The sequence below is a fragment of the Streptomyces sp. NPDC002206 genome, from assembly GCF_053593595.1.
The window spans coordinates 67,087-92,044 of record NZ_JBSFCW010000013.1 but is presented as its reverse complement, the minus strand read 5'-3'; the positions used below and the strand labels follow the sequence as shown (position 1 = coordinate 92,044).

The 24,958-nt window shown below is 69.7% G+C and carries 20 protein-coding genes, 1 tRNA gene, 1 pseudogene and 1 riboswitch; of the genes and pseudogenes, 5 read left to right on the top strand and 17 right to left on the bottom strand.

Annotation, left to right across the window (positions count from 1 at the left end; genetic code table 11):
- Nucleotides 1-294: 294 nt before the first annotated feature.
- Nucleotides 295-1,125, top strand: a complete 831-nt coding sequence (locus tag ACWCP8_RS23730) for a hypothetical protein (protein WP_352265646.1) — start codon at nucleotides 295-297, stop codon at nucleotides 1,123-1,125.
- Nucleotides 1,126-1,224: 99 nt separating this feature from the next.
- On the opposite strand, the gene ACWCP8_RS23725 is transcribed toward ACWCP8_RS23730, so the two are convergent.
- Nucleotides 1,225-1,542: a hypothetical protein gene (locus tag ACWCP8_RS23725; RefSeq protein WP_352265564.1), complete on the bottom strand. Its 318-nt coding sequence runs from the start codon at nucleotides 1,540-1,542 to the stop codon at nucleotides 1,225-1,227.
- 100 nt (nucleotides 1,543-1,642) lie between these two features.
- Here ACWCP8_RS23725 and ACWCP8_RS23720 point away from each other — a divergent pair, with 100 nt between their 5' ends.
- The gene (locus tag ACWCP8_RS23720) at nucleotides 1,643-1,870 is read left to right on the top strand and encodes a DUF4287 domain-containing protein (RefSeq protein ID WP_030976961.1); all 228 of its coding nucleotides are present in this window, start codon (nucleotides 1,643-1,645) and stop codon (nucleotides 1,868-1,870) included.
- A gap of 77 nt (nucleotides 1,871-1,947) precedes the next feature.
- Here ACWCP8_RS23720 and ACWCP8_RS23715 read toward each other — a convergent pair whose 3' ends face one another.
- From ACWCP8_RS23715 to ACWCP8_RS23705, 3 genes and pseudogenes are all read right to left on the bottom strand, one after another.
- Nucleotides 1,948-2,835, bottom strand: a complete 888-nt coding sequence (locus ACWCP8_RS23715; RefSeq protein WP_352265562.1) for a Bax inhibitor-1/YccA family protein — start codon at nucleotides 2,833-2,835, stop codon at nucleotides 1,948-1,950.
- 148 nt (nucleotides 2,836-2,983) lie between these two features.
- Nucleotides 2,984-3,069 (bottom strand) — tRNA-Leu (locus tag ACWCP8_RS23710).
- Between the two features lie 252 nt (nucleotides 3,070-3,321).
- Nucleotides 3,322-4,297 (bottom strand): annotated as a pseudogene (locus ACWCP8_RS23705) (glycoside hydrolase family 2 protein); the annotation flags it as partial.
- Nucleotides 4,298-4,665: 368 nt separating this feature from the next.
- On the opposite strand from ACWCP8_RS23705, the gene ACWCP8_RS23700 reads away from it, so the two are divergent.
- Together ACWCP8_RS23700 and ACWCP8_RS23695 are read left to right on the top strand one after the other, a co-directional pair.
- Nucleotides 4,666-5,436, top strand: a complete 771-nt coding sequence (locus tag ACWCP8_RS23700; protein ID WP_267004794.1) for an ABC transporter ATP-binding protein — start codon at nucleotides 4,666-4,668, stop codon at nucleotides 5,434-5,436.
- A 55-nt stretch (nucleotides 5,437-5,491) separates the two neighbouring features.
- Nucleotides 5,492-8,017, top strand: coding sequence for an ABC transporter permease (locus tag ACWCP8_RS23695; protein WP_451117958.1), 2,526 nt, complete (start codon nucleotides 5,492-5,494; stop codon nucleotides 8,015-8,017).
- Between the two features lie 93 nt (nucleotides 8,018-8,110).
- Here ACWCP8_RS23695 and ACWCP8_RS23690 read toward each other — a convergent pair whose 3' ends face one another.
- The 13 genes from ACWCP8_RS23690 to ACWCP8_RS23630 all read right to left on the bottom strand — a co-directional run bounded on the left by ACWCP8_RS23690 (nucleotide 8,111) and on the right by ACWCP8_RS23630 (nucleotide 22,197).
- Nucleotides 8,111-9,415 (bottom strand): class I SAM-dependent methyltransferase, encoded by a 1,305-nt coding sequence (locus ACWCP8_RS23690; RefSeq protein WP_451117956.1) that lies wholly within the window; start codon nucleotides 9,413-9,415, stop codon nucleotides 8,111-8,113.
- Nucleotides 9,416-9,715: 300 nt separating this feature from the next.
- A complete protein-coding gene (locus ACWCP8_RS23685; protein WP_352265553.1) occupies nucleotides 9,716-11,101 on the bottom strand; it encodes an NAD(P)/FAD-dependent oxidoreductase in 1,386 nt (461 codons plus the stop codon).
- A 463-nt stretch (nucleotides 11,102-11,564) separates the two neighbouring features.
- Nucleotides 11,565-12,506, bottom strand: a complete 942-nt coding sequence (locus tag ACWCP8_RS23680; protein ID WP_352265551.1) for a Ppx/GppA phosphatase family protein — start codon at nucleotides 12,504-12,506, stop codon at nucleotides 11,565-11,567.
- A complete protein-coding gene (locus ACWCP8_RS23675; protein WP_352265549.1) occupies nucleotides 12,503-13,117 on the bottom strand; it encodes a DUF501 domain-containing protein in 615 nt (204 codons plus the stop codon). Before ACWCP8_RS23675 ends, ACWCP8_RS23680 begins: the two co-directional genes overlap by 4 nt.
- 69 nt (nucleotides 13,118-13,186) lie before the next feature.
- A complete protein-coding gene (locus ACWCP8_RS23670; protein WP_329163281.1) occupies nucleotides 13,187-13,657 on the bottom strand; it encodes an FtsB family cell division protein in 471 nt (156 codons plus the stop codon).
- A 102-nt stretch (nucleotides 13,658-13,759) separates the two neighbouring features.
- Nucleotides 13,760-15,040: a phosphopyruvate hydratase gene (eno, locus tag ACWCP8_RS23665; RefSeq protein ID WP_352265547.1), complete on the bottom strand. Its 1,281-nt coding sequence runs from the start codon at nucleotides 15,038-15,040 to the stop codon at nucleotides 13,760-13,762.
- A 282-nt stretch (nucleotides 15,041-15,322) separates the two neighbouring features.
- Complete coding sequence (locus ACWCP8_RS23660) at nucleotides 15,323-16,051, bottom strand: transglycosylase family protein (protein ID WP_451117952.1); 729 nt, start codon at nucleotides 16,049-16,051, stop codon at nucleotides 15,323-15,325.
- A riboswitch (cyclic di-AMP (ydaO/yuaA leader) is annotated at nucleotides 16,052-16,222 on the bottom strand. It lies immediately after the preceding gene.
- A gap of 300 nt (nucleotides 16,223-16,522) precedes the next feature.
- Nucleotides 16,523-17,455: a transglycosylase family protein gene (locus ACWCP8_RS23655; RefSeq protein WP_451117950.1), complete on the bottom strand. Its 933-nt coding sequence runs from the start codon at nucleotides 17,453-17,455 to the stop codon at nucleotides 16,523-16,525.
- A 105-nt stretch (nucleotides 17,456-17,560) separates the two neighbouring features.
- Nucleotides 17,561-18,874: a cytochrome P450 family protein gene (locus tag ACWCP8_RS23650; protein WP_451117948.1), complete on the bottom strand. Its 1,314-nt coding sequence runs from the start codon at nucleotides 18,872-18,874 to the stop codon at nucleotides 17,561-17,563.
- Nucleotides 18,875-18,883: 9 nt separating this feature from the next.
- Nucleotides 18,884-19,846: a nucleoside triphosphate pyrophosphohydrolase gene (locus tag ACWCP8_RS23645; protein ID WP_352265540.1), complete on the bottom strand. Its 963-nt coding sequence runs from the start codon at nucleotides 19,844-19,846 to the stop codon at nucleotides 18,884-18,886.
- A 198-nt stretch (nucleotides 19,847-20,044) separates the two neighbouring features.
- Nucleotides 20,045-20,701 carry a SurA N-terminal domain-containing protein gene (locus ACWCP8_RS23640; RefSeq protein ID WP_352265538.1) on the bottom strand — a complete coding sequence of 219 codons (657 nt, stop codon included), beginning with the start codon at nucleotides 20,699-20,701 and terminating at the stop codon, nucleotides 20,045-20,047.
- Nucleotides 20,702-20,839: 138 nt separating this feature from the next.
- Nucleotides 20,840-21,241: a GtrA family protein gene (locus tag ACWCP8_RS23635; protein WP_352265536.1), complete on the bottom strand. Its 402-nt coding sequence runs from the start codon at nucleotides 21,239-21,241 to the stop codon at nucleotides 20,840-20,842.
- Nucleotides 21,238-22,197, bottom strand: a complete 960-nt coding sequence (locus tag ACWCP8_RS23630; RefSeq protein WP_352265535.1) for a glycosyltransferase family 2 protein — start codon at nucleotides 22,195-22,197, stop codon at nucleotides 21,238-21,240. The genes ACWCP8_RS23635 and ACWCP8_RS23630 overlap by 4 nt, the downstream gene beginning before the upstream one ends.
- Nucleotides 22,198-22,331: 134 nt before the next feature.
- Here ACWCP8_RS23630 and ACWCP8_RS23625 point away from each other — a divergent pair, with 134 nt between their 5' ends.
- Entirely contained in the window at nucleotides 22,332-24,890 is a 2,559-nt protein-coding gene (locus tag ACWCP8_RS23625) for a YfhO family protein (RefSeq protein ID WP_451117945.1), read from the top strand.
- The last annotated feature ends 68 nt before the right edge of the window (nucleotides 24,891-24,958 follow it).

The window sequence follows — 24,958 nt, the reverse complement described above, 5'->3', positions numbered from 1 at the left end:
GATCACTTCCGGAACCGCCGGGTCGCCTCTCCCGGCGGCTCACCCACCCACGACGTGGCCGGTTCCGAGCCCCGACCGTGACCGAATCTCCCCCAGGATGTGACCTATCTCCTGGGGGAGAGGTGTTTTTGCAGGTCACACCCGCATCAGGGGTAAACACGCGACCCAAAGACCTGTCCAATTCGTGACGTAATGCACTGACAACGGGCGCAGGTGCAGGCCAAGCTGATGTAGGAAGTCGTGGGATCAATTGAAACCGGGAGTATGTCAGTGAGCATCATGCCTCTTGCCCTGTTGCTGACCACCGCCGCTGCGACGGCTGTGGGCGCTGCTGCGCTGCACGCTGCTCACGGGCTGCGCAAGCAGGTCACGGCCCTGCGCATCGAGCTGGCCGCGGGCCACGCCCGTACCGCCTCGGTGCCGCCGCAGAGCCGCGCCACGGCTACCCCCGCCGCCGAGATACGCGCTGCTGTGACCGAAGCACTCGCCGAGGAGCGTGAGCGCGAGCTCGCCGAGGCCCGTGCCTTCTGGGCGTCCCAGGAGGCACGCGACGCCGCTGACGCCCCGTCGCTGCTGGGCGGTCTCTCCGGGATCGGCGAGGACGCGCCGTTCTTCCTGCCTCGCCAGGCCGACTTCGCGGGCCTGGAGGCCATGGACCTCGACGCCGCCGAGGCGCTCGAAGAGCTGACGGAACTGGCCGAGCTGGCGGAGATAACCGAGCTGCCCGAGACGGCGGAGTTCGCCGAGGACTCCCCCGAGCTGGCCGCGGCCCGTCGCCGCCACCCCTCACACCCCGACTTCGTGCCGGTGCAGACCCCGGTCGTCACCGACCACGAGCGCACCGTGAGCCGGCTGGAGGAGCTCGCCGACCGCCGTACCGAGCTCGCCGATGTCCGGCCCGGCCCGCTCGGCACCCTCGATGTCTATGTCTTCGCCGACGGCACCACACTCTGCATGACCCCCGGCCACCGCGAGACGGCCGAGCAGCTCGGCCGGGCGCTGCTGGCCGGTGAGCACCCGGTGCTGCTGGGCGGCTCCGGTGTCTCCGGCGCGTACGCGCTGACGTTCTCCTGCGGCAAGGAGAACGTCTACATTCTCGCCGACCGGGTCATCGCCTCGTTCTGACCCACCGGGAGCACTCCCGGAACCCTGGAGCCCCCGGGAACCCTCCGGGAAGCCGGGGTTCCCCGCAGCGGCTCTCGCCCGGCCGCTGCCCGAAGGCCGCTACGCGAATGCCCGGGCGGTCGCTTCCTCCACGAATCGCACGGCCTCGTCCAGCTCCACGGACGGGGCCGTTTCCAGCGCCACCGCCAAGTCCCGCCCCGCGACCGCGAGTTGGTCGCCGGTTGCGAACATCCCGACGTCCGGCAGGATGCGCGGCTCACGGTCCGGCGCCTCGATGCGCTGGGCCCGAACGGCCAGTTCCCTGGCCGTGGCCAGCCCCTCGGCGGCGGCTCCGCGCTGCAGCCTGCTCTGCGGGGCGGCACGCAGCCGGTCGGAAAATCGGTCCACGGCGGTGATCAGCGGGGTCGTATCGAGCACTCAATGACCCTACGCGCCGGTCCGTGATGGTTGCCAACGGGCCAACGCTCAGGCACGGTGTCGGGAAGGACCAGCAACGCGCAATGCGTCGGAGGCGCCGATGAACCATGTCTTCTCCGAAGAGACCCATCGCAATCTGCTCTCCCGAATCCCCCGCTGCACCGGTCGTGAAGTCTCCGACTGGCTCCGCACCGTCGACGAAGGCCCCGCCCTCCGGTTCGACGAGAAGGTCAGCTGGCTGCGGAGCGAACACGACCTCGCCTATGGACACGCGAAGGCACTCATCCACGAGTACGACCTGAGGCGGGCGGCGCGGAAGCTGCTTTAGGCGTACGAGATCCGGACAAGCGGAACGGCCCGCAGGCGGTGTGCCTGCGGGCCGTTCCGTCGTGCGGGGCGGTGCGGTCAGTCGTCGCCACTGAGGATGGAGAACAGACGCAGCATCTCCAGGTAGATCCACACCAGGGTCATGGTGAGACCGAAGGCCGCCAGCCAGGACTCCTCGCGCGGCGCGCCGTACGCGATGCCGTCCTCGACCTGCTTGAAGTCCAGGGCCAGGAAGCACGCACCGAGGATGATCCCGATGACGCCGAAGAGGATGCCGAGACCGCCGCTGCGGAAGCCCAGGCCGTCACCCCCGCCGAAGACGGCGAACAGCAGGTTGACCACCATCAGGAGCATGAAGCCCATGGCGGCGGCCATCACGAAGCCGTAGAAGCGGCGGGTGACGCGGATCCAGCGCATCTTGTACGCGAGAAGCACACCGGCGAAGACACACATGGTGCCCAGCACCGCCTGCATCACCACGCCGGGACCGATGTACGTGGAGACCGCGCTGGAGATCACCCCGAGGAAGACACCCTCGAAGGCCGCGTAGGAGACGATCAGCGCCGGGACCGGCTTGCGCTTGAACGACTGGATGAGCGACAGGACGAATGCCACCAGGGCAGCGCCGATCGCGATGCCGTAGGACTTGCCGAGGTTGGCCTCGTCGACCGGCAGCAGGGCCCAGGCGAGGGCCGCGCCGAGCACCACGGTGCCCAGCGTGATCGCGGTACGCGTGACCACGTCGTCGATCGTCATCGCGCCGGTGCGCGCGGGCGCCTGCGGGGCGCCGTACCGGGTGTCCTGCTGCGCGTAGGGGTTGGTGGCGTACGGGTTCGCGGCGGTGCCCTGCGCGTACGGGTCGGCACCCGTCACGGTGGCCCCGGCCTGCGGCGGCGCGTTGAAGCCCGCGTAGCCGTTGTCGCGGCTGAACCCCCGTCGCGAGAAGACCGGGTTGCTGCTCCTCATTGCTCTCCTCCATGGCCACCCTGCGCGGCCTTCCCACAAGAGTAATGGGTAGGCAAAACAATCACCCTAGTGCCAGGGGAGGATCTTTATGAAGGTTGATCGCTGAAGTAACGCCTGTCCGGACCGGTGTCCTCACCGAATGTCGCAGTGGTGCCCGGAGCCGGACTCGAACCGGCACGCCCCCGAGGGGCAGCGAGGTTTAAGCTCGCCGTGTCTGCATTCCACCATCCGGGCCTGGCGCGCGGCTCCGCGTTGGCACATGACCCTATCCGTGGACGTCCCCCGATCAGCGGAACTGTGGCTCGATGTTGTCTTATTTTATTGACCGTTTGAGGGTCCGTCAGCATAGCTGAGAGGGCATCGGCACATGCCTGGCCGGGGTAGTGGGTACCAAGACCCACAATCGGGATTGACGGAAACTCGCCGCACCCGGACGGCCCAGTGCACCATGGGTGCGCCATGGTTCGCCATGGGTCCGCCACCCGGCTAGGCAATGGTGTCATTTACACACCTCAGCACCGGGCGGGTCCCCAGCGCCCCCGGGTCCTCGATCACCGCGCCGGTCACCCGGAAGACGGTGCTCTCCCCCGGCAGCAGGGTGACGAGCATCTCGTCCACCTCGGCCGCCGGATCGAGCCGGTCGGGGAAGAGCGCGAGATCCCGCAGCAGTGTCCGGGCGGTCACCTCGACACGGTATACGGACGCGTCGCCCTCACTCCGGGTGACCCTCACGTCGCAGCGGGCGGGCGGCAGAGCCAGCCGGGTGTCCTCCTCGTAGAACTCGACTGTCCGCACCTCGCCCAGCCGCGCCACCAGCAGCTCCCGCGTCCGGTCCGCCGGCTCCGCGACGGACGGCGGCAGGGTGACCCGGGTGACCTGGCGCGGGGCCGTGCTCACCCTCAGCTACTCCTCCGCCAGCACGGTGCCGTCCAGATCGTGCCGGGTCAGGCACAGCGTGCCCGCCCACGGCTGGTCCACGTCGTTGACCAGGTGCAGCGCGCCGTCACGCACGACCAGCAGCCGGTCCGCGTACACGGCACGAAGCGCGTACCAGAGGGGCTTGCGGCGGCCGTCGCCGTCGACTGCGGCCCAGGAGACGACCGGCCAGGAGTCGTTGAGCTGCCAGACCACGGTGCCCATGCAGTACGGGGTGTGCGAGCGGAAGTGCCGGATGCCGAAGGCGACCGCGCGGGCCTGGTTGAGCTGGGTGAGCCAGTGCCAGTCGTCGAAGGACCCGCCCGGCTGCGGCAGGTGGTCGCCGAGGCCGCGGAGCAGTTTGGCGTTGCCGTCCTCGGCCTTCTGGTGGTGGGTGAGCAGCGGGGCGTCGGGCGTGAGAGCGCCGCTGACGGCGCGCCGCAGGGTGGCGTGGGCGGGGCGGGCCCTGGAAGCCGAATTCGGCGACGAAGCGGGGGACACGGTCCGCGTAGGCGCGGTGGTCGGCCCGGTTCCAGACGTCCCAGATAGTCATGCGGCGCGCACGCTGATGGCGCTGGTCACGGAGGGCAGCGCAGCCGGATTCGAGGACTCCGCCGCCCGCCTCGTCCCGCGCGGCTCCACGGCGCCGCCGCGCTGACCGCCGGGTGCGGGGCGGCGGGCGCGACGTGCCGGATGTGACGTACCGGATGTGACGTACCGGATGTGACGTGCGTGGTACGCCATCAGGGTCGCCGTCATACCGCAGGAGGACGCGCGTACCCCGCCGATGCGACTCAAGAGGGCCTCCGGAACGAGCACGGGGGCTGACGACCGGCGGCGAATCGACGGAGACGATGGAGCGGTGCCTTGCAGAAGGCCCCGTACCTGAACCGAGCCCCGACCCAGGAGTCTCCCGTGACCACCATGTCCACCGCTCACCGCGCCACCGCGGTGGCCGCCCGCGCCACGGAACTGTCGAAGATCTACGGAGAGGGCGAGACCAAGGTGACCGCCCTGGACCGGGTCACCGTGGACTTCCCGCAGGGCGAGTTCACCGCGATCATGGGCCCGTCGGGCTCCGGCAAGTCCACGCTGATGCACTGCGTGGCCGGCCTCGACAGCTTCAGCAGCGGTTCGGTACGGCTCGGCGAGACGGAGCTCGGCTCCCTCAAGGACAAGCAGCTCACCCAGCTGCGCCGGGACAAGATCGGCTTCATCTTCCAGGCGTTCAACCTGCTGCCGACGCTGACCGCACTGGAGAACATCACTCTGCCGATGGACATCGCGGGCCGTAAGCCGGACGCCGAATGGCTGCGCGGGGTGATCGACATGGTGGGTCTGTCCGACCGGCTGAAGCACCGGCCGACCGAACTCTCCGGCGGCCAGCAGCAGCGCGTCGCGGTGGCCCGCGCCCTGGCCTCCCGGCCGGAGATCATCTTCGGTGACGAGCCGACCGGGAACCTGGACTCCCGCTCCGGCGCCGAAGTCCTGGGCTTCCTGCGCAACTCGGTGCGCGAGCTGGGCCAGACCGTGGTGATGGTGACGCACGACCCGGTCGCCGCCTCCTACGCGGACCGGGTGATCTTCCTCGCGGACGGGGCGATCGTCGACCAGATGGTGCGTCCCACCGCGGACGGGGTGCTGGACCGGATGAAGGCGTTCGACTCCAAGGGCCGTACCAGCTGAGCACGGACCGCCTCCCCCGATCCCGCTTCCGGACCCCATCCCAGGACTGACAGACATGTTCCGTACCGCCCTGCGCAATGTGCTCGCGCACAAGGCCAGGCTGCTGATGACCGTGCTCGCCGTGATGCTCGGCGTGGCCTTCGTCTCCGGCACCCTGGTCTTCACCGACACCCTCGGAAACGCCTTCCGCAACCAGTCGGCGAAGAGTTACGACGACGTCGCCGTCGCCGTCACCACCCACTCCGACCGGCGCGACGAAAAGACGTCCGGCATCGACGCCGCCACGCTGAAGAAGATCCGGTCCCTGGGCGGGGTGGCCACGGCCACCGGCCGGGTCTCCGGCTTCGCCGGGGTCGCCGACCCGGGCGGCAAGCTGATCGGCAACGGCTGGTCCAACACCGGCGGCAACTTCTCCCCCGGCGCCAACGGCAAGGACGCCTCGTACACCTTCGTCGACGGCACGGGCCCGGTCGGCGACGGCCGGATCGCGCTCGACAAGGAGACCGCGAAGAAGGGCACGTACGAGGTCGGCGACCGGATCAGGGTCGCCACGAACGGACCGGTGAAGGAGTACACCCTCTCCGGGATCTTCACCACCGAGGACGGCGCGGTCAACGCGGGCGGCAGCCTGGTCCTCTTCGACACCCCGGTCGCCCAGCAGCTCTATCTGAAGCCCGGCTGGTTCCAGGACATCACCGTCACCGCCGCGGCCGGCGCCTCCGACCAGAAGCTGCTGGACGCGGTGGAGCCGCTGCTGCCCAAGGACGCCACCGCGAGGACCGGCAAGGTCCTCGCCGATGACCAGGCGAAGCAGATCGAGAGCGGCCTGGGCAACCTCAACACGATGCTGCTCGCGTTCGCGGCCATCGCCCTGTTCGTCGGCATCTTCCTGATCGCCAACACGTTCACCATGCTGGTCGCCCAGCGCACCAGGGAACTGGCGCTGCTGCGCGCCGTCGGCGCCTCCCGCCGTCAGGTCAAGCGGTCCGTACTCCTCGAAGCGGCTGTGGTCGGCGCGCTCGCCTCGGTGATCGGCTTCCTGCTCGGTCTCGGTCTCGCCACCGGACTGCGCTCGGCGATGAGCCTGATCGGCGGGAAGATCCCGGCCGGTCCGCTGGTGATCTCCCCCGTCGCGGTCGGCGCCGCGCTCGGCGTCGGCATCCTGATCACCGTGCTGGCCGCCTGGCTGCCCGCCCGCCGCGCCGCGAAGATCGCGCCGGTGGCCGCGATGAGCAGCGTCCACGCGGTGGCCACCACCAAGTCGCTGGTCGTACGGAACTCGATCGGCGGGGTGCTCACCCTGCTCGGTGCGGCCGGGATCGTCGCGGGTGCGGCGGCCGGTTCGGACGGCCGGACGATCATCGGGGCCGGTGCCTTCGTGGCGCTGATCGGTGTCATCGTGCTGATCCCGCTGCTGTCGCGGCCGGTCATCGCGCTGGTGCGGCCGCTGCTGCTGAAGCTGTTCGGCGTCTCGGGCAAGCTGGCTGCGCAGAACGCGGTCCGTAACCCCCGGCGTACCGGAGCAACGGCCTCCGCACTCGCGATCGGCCTCACCCTGGTCACCGGCATCTCCGTGCTCGGCGTCACGCTCGGCCAGGCCGTCGACCGGATGACGACGGACAACATCAAGGCCGACTACATGATCTCGATGGCGAGCGGCGACTCGCTCGACGAGTCGGCTCTCACCGCCCTGGAGAAGTCCGACGCCGTCTCCGCGGTCTCGCCCCAGCAGGCCGCCTCCATCAGGGTCGAGGGTGCCCACCACGCGGTGTCCGGGGTGACGCCGGGCGATGTACAGAAGGTCTTCTCCGTGAAGACGGTCTCCGGCTCGCTGGATTCGCTGGCCGACGGCGAGATCGCCGTCGGCGACAAGACCGCGAAGTCCAACGGCTGGAAGCCCGGCACCTCGCTCCCGGTGACCTACGACGACGACAAGAAGGGCACCCTGAAGGTCGGCGCGGTCTACGAGGAGAACGAGTTCCTCTCACCCGTCCTGATGCCGAAGGACATCCTGGACGCGCACCAGGGCCACCCGGACATCCGCGAGATCTGGCTGAAGACGGACGGCGGCGCGTCGAAGGCCAACGAGCAGGCCGTGGTCGACGCCCTGGGGGACAACCCGGCGATGTCCGTGATGGACCGTCAGGACATCCGGGACATGTTCGGCGGCTTCATCAGCACGGCACTGAACATCATGTACGGGCTGCTGGCGATGGCCTTGATCATCGCGGTGCTCGGGGTCGTCAACACCCTGGCGATGTCGGTCTTCGAGCGCCAGCAGGAGATCGGCATGCTGCGGGCGATCGGTCTGGACCGGCGCAAGGTCAAGCGCATGATCCGGCTGGAGGCCGTGGTCATCTCGGTCTTCGGTGCGGTGGTCGGGGTCGCGCTCGGTACGTTCCTCGGCTGGGCGATCGGCCGGACGCTGGCCTCCGCCATCCCGGGCTACGCCCTGGTGATCCCGTGGGACCGGATCGCGGTCTTCCTGGTGCTGGCAGCACTGGTGGGCGTGCTGGCCTCGCTCTGGCCGGCCCGCAGCGCCGCAAAGCTGAACATGCTGACGGCGATCAAGACGGAGTAACGAGTGAGCCACTGATGGCCGTCCCCTGATACGGAGGGCCGGTACCCGCAAGCTGGAGCTGCGGGTACCGGCCCTCTCTGCACTCGTACGCGTTCAGTCGGCCGCGGAGGCCTTCCATTCGCGGGCGCGCAACGGCATCCGCGACGCCCCGCCGTCCATCGGACGCACCACGAGGATCTGGTTGACACCGATCTTGTTGTGCTCGAAGGAGAGCGCGGAGGCCGCCATGTAGAGCCGCCAGACCCTGGCCCGGCCGGGTGAGGTCATGGTGACGGCGCGGTCCCAGTGCTTCTCCAGGTTGGCGACCCAGCGGCGCAGGGTCAGTGCGTAGTGTTCGCGGATCGACTCGACGTCGCGGGCTTCGAAGCCCGCTTCCTCGAGTGTTGCGACGGTCCGGCCCACCGGCGCGAGTTCGCCGTCCGGGAAGACGTACGCGTCGATGAACTCGTCCACGTGGTACGCGGACTCGTTCTTCTCGGGGCGGCGGGCGATCTGGTGGTTGAGCAGCCGGCCGCCGGGCCTGAGCAGTGCGTAGAGGTTGTCGGCGTATTCGCGGTAGCGGACCGAACCGACGTGCTCGGCCATGCCGATCGACGAGATGGCGTCGTACGGGCCGTCCCTGACGTCCCGGTAGTCCTGGACCCGGATCTCGATCCGGTCCGTCAGGCCCTCTTCGGCGATGCGCTTGCGGGCGAACGCGGCCTGCTCGGTGGAGAGGGTCACTCCGGTGACCTGGGCGCCGTACTCACGGGCCGCGTGCATGGCCATGGAGCCCCAGCCGCAGCCGACGTCGAGGAGGCGGTCGCCCTCCTTCAGGGCGAGCTTGCGGCAGACCAGGTCGAGCTTGTCGCGCTGGGCGTCCTCCAGGCTGCCGCCGTCCTCCCAGTAGGCGCAGGAGTAGACCATGGACGGGCCGAGGACCAGTTCGTAGAAGTCATTGCCCACGTCGTAGTGGTGGCTGATGGCCTCCTTGTCGCGGCGTCTGGTGTGGAGGGGGCCGGTGCGGCGGCGGACCTCCTCGGCGGGCGGGGGCGGTGGCGGCCAGGGCCCGGCCAACTGCAGCAGGCCGCGGGCGGCGGCCCGCGCCTTGGGGTCCCGGATCGGGTGGACGGTGTCCTTCGCGTCCGCCCCGCGTTCCCAGAGCAGCCCGGCCATACGGTCCAGGGTCTCGTACAGATCGCCTTCGATGTCGAGTTCGCCCGCCACCCAGGCGCGGGCCAGGCCCAGTTCGCCCGGCTTCCAGAGCAGCCGGCGCAGTGCGCGGCGGTTCCGGATGACGAGTACGGGGGCACCTGGCGGTCCGGATTCACTGCCGTCCCAGGCCCGGATCCGGACCGGTACGGGTTCTCCCAGCAACTCCTCGGCGAGAGCGGTCAGCCGCAACGCGGCGTCTGCCATGGCGTACACCTCCGTGATGGTGTTTCCCAACGTGCCCGAACATGCCCAAACATGCCGTGAACCACGCCCTGCACCCGTGGTGCCACGACGAGGTACACCCCCGTCAACACTCTCCGGCGCCAACGGCATCCCGCAGCAGCGCAACGGATCGGCAAAATACCTGTAGTCCACATGCACTTATCGGGCCGGAGGGCCGGCCCCTCCCCGGGTACGCCGAAGGGGCCGCCCGCACCACGGATGGCGGGCGGCCCCTTCGGGCGTCATGCACGAGCTGCGCGGATGCGAGCATCCGCGGGTGGACTAGGAGGCGTTGGCCTTCTCGCCCTCGGCCTTGGCGGCGGCCGGAGCCGGAGCCGGCTTGGCGGCCTCGTAGAACTCCTCGCGCGGCGTCTCCATGGCGCCGAGCGAGACGACCTCGCGCTTGAGGAACATCGCAAGGGTCCAGTCGGCGAAGATCCGGATCTTGCGGTTCCAGGTCGGCATCGCCATGCCGTGGTAGCCACGGTGCATGTACCAGGCGAGACGGCCCTTGAGCTTGATCTTCATCTTGCCCATGACGATCATCGCGACGCCCTTGTGCAGGCCGAGACCGGCGACCGCACCCTTGTTGGCGTGGCTGTAGTCCTTCTGCGGGAAGCCGCGCATCCCGGAGATGACGTTGTCGCCGAGGACCTTGGCCTGACGCAGTGCGTGCTGGGCGTTCGGCGGGCACCAGGCGTTCGGGTTGCCGGCCTTGCGGCCGACCATGTCCGGAACCTGGGCGTTGTCGCCCGCGGCCCAGATGTAGTCGGTGCCCTGCACCTGAAGCTTCTCGGAGGTGTCCACGTGACCGCGCGGACCGAGCGGCAGGCCGAAGCGGGCCAGCGCCGGGTTCGGCTTCACGCCGGCCGTCCACACGATGGTGTTGGAGTCGACCTCGAGGCCGTTCTTCAGGACGACGTGACCGTCGACGCAGGAGTCCATGGAGGTCGAGAGGAAGACCTCGACACCACGGGACTCCAGGTGCTCCCGGCCCCAGGTGCCCAGCTTCGGGCCGACCTCGGGAAGGATCTTGTCGGCGGCGTCGACGAGGATGAAGCGCATGTCCTCGCGCTTCACGTTCGTGTAGTACTTCGCCGCGTCGCGGGCCATGTCCTCGACCTCGCCGATGGTCTCCGCACCGGCGAAGCCACCGCCCACGAAGACGAACGTCAACGCCTTGCGGCGGACGTCCTCATCGGTCGTCGAGTCGGCCTTGTCCAGCTGCTCGAGAACGTGGTTGCGCAGGCCGATGGCCTCCTCGATGCCCTTCATGCCGATGCCCTGTTCGGCCAGGCCGGGGATCGGGAAGGTGCGGGAGACCGCGCCCATCGCGATGACCAGGTAGTCGAAGGGCAGCTCGTAGGCCTCGCCGACGAGCGGCGCGACCGTGGCGACCTTGCGGTCCTGATCGATGGTCGTGACGCGGCCGGTGAGAACCTCGGCCTTCGGCAGTACGCGTCGCAGCGGGACGACGACATGCCGAGGCGAGATGCTGCCGGCGGCGGCTTCGGGGAGGAAGGGCTGGTAGGTCATGTACGACCGGGGGTCGACGACCGTGACGGTCGCCTCGCCGTAGCGCATCTTCTTCAGAATGCGCCGAGCTGCGTACAGGCCTACGTACCCACCGCCTACTACGAGGATCCTGGGACGCTCCGTGGTGCTCATGCCATCGAGTATCCACCCCGCCTGGGGGGCACGCTCGTGAGCCCCTTCACAAGGTATCCCCCACCCTCTGCTACACTTCGCCGCCCACGTGACCGAGGTCATGGCGGTGCGGGGGAACCACCGCGCCGTGGCGAACGTTGTTCACCGCTTGTGAGCAGGCCCTTGAGCCCCGCGAGCGCAGTGAATCACCCTCTTCTCGCACCGCCTCGAAACACACCCGGAACCGTCCCGCATGCGCGGCGGGCGGACCCGTCGGCGGCCGTGGAAGCCCGTACGGAGCAGAAGTCTGGTCCGGAGTGCCGAATTCCTTGTGAAGAAGTTCACGAACTTCGTCGCGGCGTGTCTTCGGAGGGGGTCCCCGAAGGGTCCACGGGGAGCCGACGGAGGCTCAAAGGTGCAGGCGGGAGTGCGCATGAGCGCGTTACCGGCCGCGCTCGTACGCACCCCCGCCCGGCAGCCTCGGCTAGGCGATCGACCAGCCGATCCCGTCCAGAATGTCGTGCTCGCTGACGACGACCTCGCGGGCCCCGGTCCGCTTCATCACGGCCAGCAGGACGAGCGCCCCGGAGGTGATCACATCGACGCGTCCCGGGTGCATCGCGGGGATCGCGGCACGCTCGGCGTGGGTCGAGGTGACGAGCCGCCCGGTGATCTCCTGGACCTGCTCGAAGGAGATCCTGGAGTGGTGGATCGCCTCGGAGTCGTACTCCTGCAGTCCCAGCGCGATCGCGGCCACGGTGGTGACGGTGCCCGCGAGGCCGACGAGCGTGGCGGCCTCGGTGAGCGGGACGCTCTCCTCGGCGAGGTCCAGAGCGGCGTCGATGTCCGCGCGGATCGCGGTGATCTGACCCAGCGTGGGCGGGTCGGTGACGACACCGTCACGTACGAGGTGGCGCTCCGTCATCCGTACGCAGCCGATGTCCACGGACCGCGCGGCCAGAACCCGGTCGTCGCCGACGACGAACTCGGTGGAGCCGCCGCCGATGTCGACCACCAGATACGGCTTGGCGAGATGGTCCCGGCCCGCGAGCTCCTTGGTGGCGCCCTCGAAGGAGAACTCCGCCTCCTGGTCGCCGCTGATCACCTCGGGCTCGACGCCGAGGATGTCCAGCACGCCGCGGACGAACTCGTCCCTGTTCTCCGCGTCGCGGGAGGCGGAGGTGGCGACGAAGCGGAGCTTCTCCGCGCCGTGCCCCTTGATGACGTCCGCGTACCGGCGGCAGGCGGCGAAGGTCCGCTCCAGCGCGTCGGGGGCGAGCCTGCCGGTGCGGTCCACGCCCTGCCCGAGCCGGACGATCTCCATCCGCCGGTCGAGCTCGGTCAGCTCACCGGTGGCGGGGTCGGCATCGGCGACGAGCAGCCGGATGGAGTTGGTTCCGCAGTCGATGGCGGCAACGCGGGTCACCGGCCGTCCCCCTCACCGGGCTCGTCGGCCGGCCGGGAGGCGAAGTGGCCGCTGTCGTTCGCGTCGACCGTCCACCCGTCGCTCTCGCCCGGAGCCACGCACGGCGTCACGCACGGCCCCTTGCGCCACCACTCCGGCAGCATCGCAATCGCCTCGTCCCCCAGCGGATTCACGCCCGGCCCCGCCGCCAGCGAGTGCCCGACCAGCACATGCAGGCACTTCACCCGGTCCGGCATACCCCCCGCGCTGGGGAAGCCCTCCAGCACCTCGATCGCGTCACGCCGGGCGATGTAGTCCTCGTGCGCATTGCGGTACGCCGCCGCCAGCTCCGGGTCCGTGGCCAGACGCTCCGTCATCTCCTTCATGACGCCGTTCGCCTCCAGCGTTCCGATCGCGGACGCCGCGCGCGGGCACGTCAGGTAGTACGTCGTCGGGAACGGCGTACCGTCCTCCAGCCGGGGCTGCGTCTCGACCACGTCCGGGTTGCCGCACGGGCAGCGGTGCGCGATCGCGCGCAGCCCGCGCGGCGGGCGGCCGAGCTGCTGCTGGAACGCGGCGATGTCCGCCTCGGTGGGCGTGGTGGATTCGGTCTGGGGAGGGGGCGTTTCCATGCCTGCCTTGGTTCTACTCGGGATGCTTGGACTGCGGTTCCGCAGAGGATCAGGAGAAAGGAGAAGGGGTCAGTCGCGGTCGGCGGAGTCCACGCCGTCCCACAGGTTCGAGTGCCACGGCCGGTCGGTCTCCTCCGACCCTCCGCTGCGCTCCTTGGCCGCGTCCGGGTCGACCACGGTGTAACCGGTCTCCCCGGGAAGGACGTAGTGCAGGTGCTCCCGGGCCAGCCGCCGGATGTACGCGTCGTCCTGGAGGCGCGCCTTCTCGTCGCGCAGCTCCTCGGTGCGCGCCTCCGCCTCCTGCGCCAGCCGCTCCTGGTCGGCGATCTCGTCGCGCTGCGACACGTACTGCCGCATCGGGTACGCGAGCGCCACCACCAGGGAGCAGACGACAAGCGCGAGGAAAGCGGCCCGGCCGGTGAGCCGGGAGCGGCGGGCCTGGCGGCGGTTCTGGGACCGGTAGACGCGGGCGGCGGTCTGCTCTCCGAGCAGCCGCAGCCGGGTCGCGGTGGAGAACCGGTCCCGGTCCTTCGCGGCCATGTCTCCGCCTCCCCACTACGCACGTCCGTCCCCGCACACGGTACGGGACCGAGTGCGGGGACGGACGGAGGCCGGTGCCTTCGGCCCGTGACGGGCCTGCGATCAGCCCTTGAAGCGCGGGAACGCGGAGCGGCCCGCGTACACCGCCGCGTCGTCGAGGATCTCCTCGATACGCAGCAGCTGGTTGTACTTGGCGACACGGTCCGAGCGGGCCGGGGCGCCGGTCTTGATCTGACCGCAGTTCACCGCGACGGCGAGGTCGGCGATGGTGACGTCCTCGGTCTCGCCGGAGCGGTGGGACATCATGCACTTGAAGCCGTTGCGCTGGGCCAGCTCGACGGCGTCCAGGGTCTCGGTCAGCGAACCGATCTGGTTGACCTTGACGAGCAGGGCGTTGGCGGAGCCCTCCTCGATGCCACGGGCCAGGCGCTCCGGGTTGGTGACGAACAGGTCGTCGCCGACGATCTGCACCTTGGCGCCGAGCTTCTGGGTGATGACGTTCCAGCCGGCCCAGTCGTCCTCGTACAGCGGGTCCTCGATGGAGACCAGCGGGTACGCGGAGACGAGCTCCTCGTAGTACTCGGTCATCTCGGCGGCCGAGCGGGACTTGCCCTCGAACTCGTACTTGCCGTCCTTGTAGAACTCCGAGGCGGCGACGTCGAGCGCGAGCGCGATGTCCTTGCCCGGGGCGTAACCGGCCTCCTTGATGGCCTCGAGGATGAGGTCCAGGGCGGCGCGGTTCGACTCCAGGTTCGGCGCGAAGCCACCCTCGTCGCCGAGACCGGTCGACAGGCCCTTCGTCTTCAGGACCTTCTTCAGCGTGTGGTAGACCTCGGCGCCCCAGCGCAGGGCCTCGGAGAAGGACTCCGCGCCGATCGGGGCGATCATGAACTCCTGGATGTCCACGTTGGAGTCGGCGTGCGACCCACCGTTGAGGATGTTCATCATCGGGACGGGCAGCAGGTGCGCGTTCGGGCCACCGAGGTAGCGGAACAGCGGCAGGTCCGAGGCCTCGGAGGCGGCGTGCGCGACGGCCAGCGAGACGCCGAGGATGGCGTTGGCGCCGAGCGAGCCCTTGTTCTCGGTGGCGTCCAGGTCGAACATCGCCTGGTCGATCAGCCGCTGCTCGGTCGCGTCGTAGCCGACGAGCTCCGGGCCGATCTGCTCGATCACGGCGAGGACGGCCTTCTCGACGCCCTTGCCGTGGTAACGGTTGGGGTCACCGTCGCGAAGCTCAATGGCCTCGAACGCACCGGTGGAGGCGCCGGACGGAACAGCAGCACGGCCGGTGCTGCCGTCGTCGAGGCCAACCTCGACCTCGACCGTGGGGTTTCCGCGGGAGTCGAGGATTTCCCGGGCTACGACGACGTCGATGGACGGCACGAGGCATCTCCTTCTGGGATATGACGCTGGTTGTGCAGGGTCGCTTTGGCCTTGCGCCAAGAGCCTAACCGCCTTGGCCCACTGTGTTCGGCGACCGCCCGCCTCCTGGGACGAAAAAGGACCCAAGGGCACCCTTAGACGGGCAAATATCCAGAAACTTACTGAGCGGTAACCACAACAGTTGAACGGTGAGCGCAGAAACCCCGACCCCGCGCGTACGGGGGAATCCGCGCCGGGTCGGGGTGCTCAGGGGAGGAGAGAGCTTTTCTGCTGAGGTGCGTACTACTTCGTCAGGTGGAGCTGCTGACCCGGGAAGATCAGGTCGGCGTCCTTGACGATGTCCTTGTTCAGCTTGAACAGCTGGTGCCAGCCGCCCTTCACCTTGTGCGCCTCGGCGATCTTGCTGAGCGAGTCACCGGCCTTCACCTTGTACTCGCCGTCGCCCTTCGCGACCTTCTGGCCGGTCGGCGTGGTGACGGTCTTCGCGGCCTCGGGGGCGGTGCCGCGGTCCGAGCGGGAGGCGGTGGGGGCCTCGGTGTGCTCGGCCGGCTTCGGCGCGGCCGGCTTCGGCGCGGCCGGCTTCGCGGCGGCCGGCTTCGCGGCGGCGGAGCCGGTGTCGACGCCCGGGTCGACACCGTCGTTGGTCAGGTTGCCGGCACCGGCGCAGCCCCAGGCACCCGGACCCTGCATGTCGAGGAGCTTCTCGGCGACGGCGATCTGCTGGGCCTTGGTGGCCAGGTCGGCCCGCGGGGCGTACTGCGTGCCACCGGCGGCAGCCCAGCTGGACTGCGAGAACTGCAGGCCGCCGTAGTAGCCGTTGCCGGTGTTGATGGACCAGTTGCCACCGGACTCGCACTGGGCGACGGCATCCCACGTGGCGACGGAGGCGGCGGAGGCGCCCGTGGCACCCATCAGGGGAACGGCGATTGCGGCACCGGCGACACCGGCGAGCGTGGCCACACGGACGACCTTGGACGGGCGGCGGTTCTTGCCCTTGCTGTTCAGCAGCATGGTTCTCCTCACCGACGCCTACGAGGTGAGCTGTCGGGTTCGGGCCAAGTGAGTTGCCCGGTCGCACGTCCTAGCACGCGACTTCACCCCAAGCCGGTCCTGACGGTCCTTCGACCATCGGGCCCGGCGCTTACCTGGGTCCCCCGCTCCTGCCTACGGCGCTTTACGCGTCTGTTCCCTTCGACCGACGGCAGGATTCGGCGTGACGGTCGACGGGGCCCGCGGTGCGAGCGGTTCCGACCGTAAACGCACGCAACCCCCACATTCAAAGACGGGCATAACGGGCAATCATCCCCTTCTTGCGTCCGGCCGGTCATCGTTTTCGCAGGTGGGGGGCGATACGGGCAGAGCCGGCAGACAAGACACGCCGATTGACGCAAAGAGACCCATGTCTCACTTACGCATAAGCGGACATAGGCCTCTGAACTACCCTGATTTTTGGGGTGATTTAAGCTGTTGATCAGACCGGTCTCACTCCGCCTTCACGCCGAGCTCGAGGCTCTGGCCAGGAAGAATGAGATCCGGGTCGTCGCCGACAGCACTCTTGTTGGCCTCATAGAGCGCCGGCCATCCGCCATGAACCTTCTGTGCATCAGCAATTGCCCAGAGGTTGTCGCCCGGCCGAACGGTGTATGTGCCGTCGGCGGCCGAGCCGCGCGTGTCGCGTCCGCCACTGTTACCGCGGGAAGCATGGCGGCCCGAGTCGCGGTCACCGTCCGTTCCCGCGCCCTGGCTCACCTCGGGGGCCGGCGCGCCACGGTGCTTACCGCCCGTCTCGCTGCCGGAAGAATCGGAGGAGAGGGACGAGTCAGCCCAACCGGACGTATCCGACACATCGGATGACGACTCGCTCGACGCCTGACCCGACGCCTTGCCCGACGTCTTGCCGGATGACTTCGACGACTTGGCGGACGACGACTTCGATCCGCCCGAGGGGCTCGCCTCGTCCGACGATTCGTCGGACGGGTCCGCGCTCTGCGTCGGGTCGGCCGACAGCAGACTTCCCGGGTCGACACCCGGCAGCGTCCCGTCCACCGTGAGCCCGGAGATCACCGCACAGCTGGGCCACGCCCGTGGCCCCTGGTCGTCGAGGACCTTCTCGGCGACCGCTATCTGCTGCGAGCGGCTGGCGAGGTCGGCACGCGAGGCGTACGCCTCGCCGCCGTACGACTTCCAGGTGTCCTGCGAGAACTGGAGACCGCCGTAGAAGCCGTTGCCGAGGTCGGCACTCCACATGCCGCCGCTCTCGCACTCGGCGACCCGGTCCCAGGTCGTGGCGCCGGCCGCGTGCGCACCGGCCGCACCGAGCAGCGGGATGGCGATGGCCGAGCCGGTGACGCCTGCGGCGACGACGATGGCGGGTGCCTGACGAGGGCGACGGTGTCTGCCGTTCGCGGAGCCCATGCGGTTGCCTTCCGTGTGACTGACAAGTGACTGGTGAGTCGAACGGTGAAGGTAGCGGCAGTCGAACGCTTGTCACAAGTCGATGCAGCGCAGATCACGTGAAAGTCACAGAGTTGACGGAGTGTCACTTTCGCCGGAGCGATGTCCGGGATCGAACTCCACGGGAAGAGTGCGCAGTCCGCGCATGATGAGCCCTCCGCGCCACCGCAAATCGGTAGGTTCCACCGCAAGGCGCAGGTCCGGTAGGCGTCTCAGCAGCGTGGCCAGCGCGGCCTGTCCCTCCAGTCGGGCGAGCGGCGCCCCCAGGCAGTAATGGATGCCGTGACCGTAGCCGAGGTGCTGATTGTCACGCCGGGAGAGGTCGAGGGTGTCGGGGTGGGCGAACCGTTCCGGATCCCGGTCCGCGGCGGCGAGCACCACCAGTACGGGGTCGCCCGCCGCGATCCGCCGGCCGCCGAGCACCAGCGGTTCGGTGGCGAACCGCCAGGTCGCCAGCTCCACCGGACCGTCGTACCGCAGCAGTTCCTCGATTCCGGTCTCCAGCAGCCCCGTCTCCCCCGCGTCGAGCGAGCGCTGCAGCCGGTCCCGCTGCTCGGGGTTGCGCAGCAGGGCGTACACCCCGTTGCCGATCAGGTTGACCGTCGTCTCGAAGCCGGCGAAGAGGAGGATGAAGGCCATGGCGGCGGCCTCGTTCTCGGTGAGGTGCTCGCCGTGGTCGCTGGCCCGGATCAGCCCCGAGATCAGATCGTCCCCGGGGTTCTCCCGCTTCCGGTGGATGAGTTCGGCGAGATAGCCGCGCATCTTCTTCACCGACCGCGCCACCCCGCCGCGCGGCCCGCCACCGTGGCGGATCATCATGCCCGCCCAGTCCCGGAAGTCGTCCTGGTCCTCGCGCGGAACGCCGAGCAGATCGCAGATCGCGTAGATGGGGAGCGGGAACGCGAAGTCGTGGATGAGGTCCGCGCTTCCCTCCTCGATGAAGTTGTCGATGAGGCGGTCCGTCAGCTCCTGCACGCGCGGCGCGAACTCCGCGACCCGGCGCGGTGTGAACGCCTTCGAGACGAGGCGGCGCAGCCGGGTGTGGTCGGGCGGGTCGATGTTCAGCAGATGCGTCATCAGCTCCGCCTTGCGCTCGCCCGGGATGCCGGTCTTCCCCTTGGCGTGCGCCGGCTCGTCGTGGTGCGCCGGGTTCTTGGAGAGCCGGGTGTCGGCGAGGGCCTGCCGGGCGTCCACGTACCGCGTCACCAGCCATGCCTCGACCCCGCTGGGCAGCGCGGTGCGGTGCACGGGGCTGTGCTCGCGCAGCCAGGCGTAGGCCGGGTACGGGTCGGTGGCGAACTCCCATGTGAAGAGTTCGGGGCCGTCCGCAGGGGCGTCGGCGGGGCTGGCGGCAGGGGTCTCGGCGGGGCTGTCGTTCACCCCCTGACGTTATCCGTTGCCCTCCGCCGCGAGGATCGCGTCCCGGTAGGCGCGGCCGGCGGCGCGCAGCGCGGCCTCGGGGTCGGTGCCGTCCTGTTCCGCGCGTACGGCGAGGGCGAGGAGCTCGTACCCGATGCCGTCCCCCGCGGGGAGCGCCACATCGAGTCCGGCGGTACGGACCCGGCCGGCCAGCTTCGCCGCCAGCGCCAGACCGGGCTGGCCGAGCGGCACGCCGTCGGTGACCGAGTCGCGCTGCTTCTCGATGGCCTTGGTGCGCAGCCAGTGCGCGTGCACGTCCTCCGGGGTCTCGGCGGTCTCGTCGCCGAAGACATGCGGGTGGCGGTGGATCAGCTTCTCGACGAGGGTGGCCGCGACATCGTCGATGGAGAACGGCTGGTCCTCGTCCTCCTCCGCGATCCTGGCGTGGAAGACGACCTGAAGGAGTACGTCCCCGAGTTCCTCACGCAGCTCGTCGCGGTCGCCGTCCTCGATCGCCTCGACCAGTTCGTACGCCTCCTCGATGGCGTACTTGGCCAGACCCTGATGGGTCTTCTGCGAGGTCCAGGGGCACTCGGCCCTGATCCGGTCCATGACCTGGACGAGATCGAGGAGGCGGGCGCCCGGCAGATCGTACGAACCGGGCAGCAGCTCCAGGTTCGGCATCTGTACCCGGCCCGATCCGGCGAGCCGGGCCAGCCCGTCCGTCAGCGGCTGGTTGCCCTCGCCACCGGTGACGACCACGACGGTCCGGCCGCCCGCGCAGGCGTCGACGAGCTCCTGCGCGGTGGGCGCGGAGTGTTCGACGGTGACGCCCGCCTCGCGCAGATACGGCAGCTGGGGGTGGTTCTGCTCGGCGCAGAGCACCCGGTCGGCGGCGTGCAGCGTCTGCCAGGCCGGCCAGGACAGCAGCCCGGGCGCGACCCGGTGGCTGGCGGTGAGCAGGACGATACGACCGGGATCTTCAGCGTTCACCCCACCAACCTACCTAGGGGGCGTCCGGTCGGTCAGGCCGGATCAGGGAGCGGCCCGCCGCGGAGCGGCTGATGTCACACCGTGGTGCGTGCAGCTGCAAGGCGGAGGAGGGTGCCGAGAGCTTGGGGAAGACCGACGACAACGCGGCAGATGTGCGTGCCAGGGCACGCGAGCCCGGCCTGACCGACCGGACATCCCCTAAGCGCCTGCTGCGGCTTCCTGCTGGGCGGGCTTGGTGACCTGGGTGATCCACGGGGCCTTGTAGTTGGCGAGCTGGGTCTGCTTGTCGTCCCAGGTACCGAAGCGCGGGTTGACGTCGATGTGCAGCGACTTCGACGCCGCGGTGAGTGCGTCGCCGACGGCCTTCTGTCCGGCGGGCTGCTGCAGGTCGGCGCCGAGCGCCTGGGCCAGCTTCGTCAGCTGGACCTGCTCGCGCAGGACGGCCTCGATCTGGTCGGGGGCGACCCAGCTCTGCTGGAGCATCATCGTCCGCAGCTGTGCCTCTCCCCCGGACTGGGTGGCCGCCGACTGCCGCATCTCCTGGATCTCCTTGCGGCTGACCGTCACGTCCGCGTCCGCGGCGGCCTTGTCCAGGATCCGGTCGAAGATCAGCCCGTGCAGCTTGGCCCGGCCGAGCTGTCCCGACTTGTTGATGAGCTGGACCGACTGGTCGGACTTGCGCTGCGCGGTGCGTACCTCCGCCACCTGGGCCTGCACGGTGGACACCTCGATCCGGTCCCCTCCGACCACGGCTGCGGCACCTGGGTGGGCCTGGTTGCCGCAGGCGGAGAGCAGCGGCGCCGCGACGAGCATGGCGGCGGAGACGACGAGCGCGGTGCGACGGCGGCGGTGCAAAGGAGCCTCCCGGGGAGAGATTGTGCGGCGGTGCACAAGACCCTGCGGTGATCGATGTTAGGCAGTGGGCGTGATCCGGGCCACTGGTTCGACCAACGATTCGGCAGCAGTTCGGGATGTGGGCCGAATCCGGTGTGCTCAGCGCACGCGTTCGACCGCTTTCGGCCTCGCGTCCGGCCGCAGCATGATCGCGCGGGAGACCACAAAGGTGATCGGGATGGCCGCCAGCGCCGCGACCAGCGGTGCGTAGCGGCTGCTGAAGCCGGCGCGGTCGACCAGCAGCCAGACACCGCCGGTGGTGATGACGAAGTTGGCAGCGTTGGTGAGCGGGAAGAGCAGGAACTTCCGCCAGGTGGGCCGGGTCCGGTACGTGAAGTACGAGTTCAGCAGGAACGAGCCGGTCATGCTCAACGCGAACGCGATCACATGCGCGGCCAGGTACGGCAGCGCGGTCAGCAGGGCCAGGTAGCAGCCGTAGTACGTACCGGTGTTCACGACGCCGACGAGGGCGAAGCGGGCCATCTGGGCCGTGACCGTCATCGGCCTACGAACTGCCGCGACCGCTGCTGACTGGGTACGCCGGTATTGGATGCCTTCACCAAGAAATGCGGGCGCCGCTTCACCTCGTAATAGATGCGGCCGACATACTCACCGACCACACCCACTATCACCATCTGGACCCCGGCGAGGGCCGTGACCACGACGATCAGCGTGACATAGCCGGGGGTGTCCACCCCTTTCACCAGGGCGACGCCGACGATCCAGGCGGCGTAGGCGAAGGCGACGGACATCAGCACCATCCCCAGGTACAGGGCGGCGCGCAGCGGCTTGTTGTTGAAGGAGAGCAACCCGTCGAGCCCGTAGTTGAGGAGCTTCCCGATGGTCCAGGCGGAGCTGCCCTTCTCACGGACCGCATTCTCGTATCCGAAGGTCGTCGTCCGGAATCCGACCCAGGCGAACAGGCCCTTGGAGAAGCGGTTGTACTCGGTGAGTTCGAGGACGGCATCGACGGTACGCCGGGACAGCAGCCGGAAGTCACCGACCCCGTCGACCAGCTCCACGTCCACCAGGCGGTTGATCAGCGCGTAGTAGGCGCGGGCGCCGAGGGTGCGGGTGACGCGGTCGCCCTTGCGGTTGCGGCGGGCGATCACCTGGTCGTAACCGTGGGAGTGCTCCTCCAGCATGCGGCCGACGAGCTCGGGCGGGTGCTGGAGGTCCGCGTCCATGATCACGACCACATCGCCGTCGGCGTGCTGGAGGCCGGCGAGCATGGCGGCTTCCTTGCCGAAGTTGCGGCTGAAGGAGAGATAGCGGATCCGCGGGTCGGCTGCGGCCAGCCCCTCCAGGATCGGCAGCGTGCGATCCGCGCTGCCGTCGTCGACGTAGACGAGCTGGAAATCATGCCCCAGCCGGCTCATTTCATCCGTGGCGCGCGCATGAAAGCGTTCGAGGATCTCCTCCTCGTTGAAACAAGGCACTACTAACGAGATCAGCACAGGAGCATCTCACCCTGTCGGTGCGTCAGACATGGAGGAGGGACGTGGACCATGAGCAACCATCACGTGAATTGAACTACTGAATAAGCAGTTCCACACCGCTCATTACTTTCACGGCTGCGATATTCGTCCGTATGCCGACCTTCCGTCCCCGCACGGCCGCGGCCGCACTCGCCGCATTGATCACCACGGCCACCGTGTGCGCGGGCGACGCCAGGGCCCGCAGCTTTCCGTTCGGGCCGCGCACCCGGAGCGTCAATGATCTCGGAAATCAGTTCGTGCCGTTCCATACCCGGCTCCGGGACCTGCTGCACGGGCACGGCGACGGCGGACTGTTCCTGAACTGGTCGTCCGGATACGGCACCAGTTTCCTGCCGGATCTCGGCACCTATTTGACCAGCCCGTTCGCACTGCTCGTCGGGGCCTTCCCCCGGGACCGCATCGACCTCGCGGTGTACGTGGTGACCGTGGTGAAGATGGCGTCCGCTGCGGCAGCCATGGCGTTCCTGCTGCTGACACTGCGGGGCGGGCGCTGGTGGATGGCCGGGGTGCTCGGCGGCTCGTACGCGCTGTGCGGCTGGTCGGTCGCCGAGGCGTCGTACAACCCGATGTGGCTGGACGGTCTGATCGCCCTGCCGCTGCTCTGTCTGGCCGGTGAGTGGGCCCGGACGGGGCGCCGTCGCATGGTGGCTCCGCTGCTCGTCGCGGTGGTGTGGGTCGCCAACTTCTATACGGCGTACATGGCGACCCTGGGGGCCGCCCTGGTGTTGGTGGTACGTCTGCTGACGGAGAGTGAGAAGGGGGTCGGGAGGGCGAAGGCTGCGGCACGGGGGCTGGCGCGGGCGGCCGGGAGCGTGCTGCTGGGGATCGGGCTCGCGGCGCCCGTCCTGATTCCCGTCTACCTGGGCACGAAACACGCCTACCCCGGCTGGGACCGGACGTTCCGGCCCGCCGCCTGGCCCGATGTGCTCGCCCGGCTGTTCCCCAGCACGTACGGCTTCTTCACACCCGCCCTCTTCCTGAGCGCCGTCGCACTGCTCCCGGCCTGCGCACTCGTCTTCCAGCGGGGTGTGCCGCGGCGCGAACGGTGGGCGTGGGCGGGGCTGGTGGCGGGGGCCGGGCTGTCGCTGCAGTGGGGGCCGACCCATCTCCTCTGGCATGCGTTCGCGACGCCCAACGGCAGTCCGTACCGGCAGACGTTCGTGCTCGCCGGTCTGGTGGTGATCGCTGCCTGGATCTCGGTCTCGTACGGACGGCCGGGGCCCCGGGCCCTGGCCGGCGGAGGCGCGGTGCTGGTGCTGGTCGCGGCGGGGGCGGCCTTCAGCGACCTGGCCACGCACCGGTCGTACCTGCTGTTCGCGGCCGGTCCGGTAGCGACGGCCGCCGCGCTCGCCCTGCCCGGCCGGGGCCGTCGGGCGGGTCTCGCCGCCGTGCTGCTGACCGGTGTGCTGGTGGGGCAGGCCGCGGCGACCACGGCGTTCGCCGACCGGCAGCGCCTGGCCCAGCTCGATCACTACGCGCCCTGGGGCGAGCGGCAGCGGGTACAGGCCGACGCGGTGGCCCGCGCGGACGGCTGGCCGCGTTACCGCACCGACCCCGGCGGGGAGCGGACCACCGCCAACGATCCGCTGCTCGTGGGCGGTCAGGGTGCCGCGTACTACAGCAGCCATACGCCTGCCGTGCTGACCCGCACGCTCGCCGCCCTCGGCGCCGGCTGGACGTCCCGCGGCCGGGCCGTGCAGAGCCTGGACAACCCCGTCACCGACGCGATCTTCTCGGTCGGTGCCCGGGTCCACGGGCCGCGCGACCCGCACCAGCGGTGGAACGCACCGGACGACCGGCCGGTGACGGTGGTGCGGCAGCAGGTGCCGCCGCTGGTGACGGTGCGGCAAGCGGGCGCGGCGCCGTCCTTCGGCCCGTCGCCGTTCCGGAACCAGGAGGCGCTGCTCGGTTCACGGGTCTATACCGTGCCGCGGACGGCGCTCCGGAGGGTGAGCGGTGCCCCGGTCGAGGATCGGGGCGACCGCACCCACCGGGTGGGGCGCGGTACATACCGGCTGACCGCCCGCTGTCCGGCGGGCAGCGAGGTGTACCTGTGGACGCCCGGGGTGTTCGGCTCGGCGCGGGTGAGCGATCGGCCGGGGGCTCAGCCGGGCGGCGATGGGCCGGGCGCGGGCCGGGAGACCGAGCTCCGGGGCCTGCTGCCGGCCCGCCGCGCGGCGATGGAACCACTTGGACAAATCGTGGGCGCCGACGGGCAGGTCGTGGTCACGCTGCGGTCCGTACGCGCGGGAACCGTGCCGCGCGAGGCCCTCGGCTGTCTGGACCGGGACCGGCTGGCCGAGGCCGTGACCGGGCTGCGGCGCACAGGAGCGACGTCCGTCCGCGTCACCGACGACGGCGTCCGGGCCGAACTGCCCCCCGGAACCCGCGGAACCGTCGTGCTCGCCGTGCCCCGGATCGCGGGCTGGAGCTGCCAGGGGCGGCCCGCCGACAGCTACCTGGGCCTGGTCTCCGCGCCTGTCCCCGCCCACGGCACATCCGTCGACTGCACGTTCCGTCCCCCCGGCCTGCGGGCCGGTTCGACGGTCGGAGCGGGCGCGCTGCTCGTGCTGGCCGGGGCGGCGGCGTGGGGTGCGCTGGTGCGACGACGCGCCGGGCGGCAGGACCTTGTACTGGCGGGACCGGACTGACCCGGCCCCCGCCCGCGGCAGGTCCGTCGACGGCACGTTCCGTCGGACCGGACTGCGGGCGGGAGCGG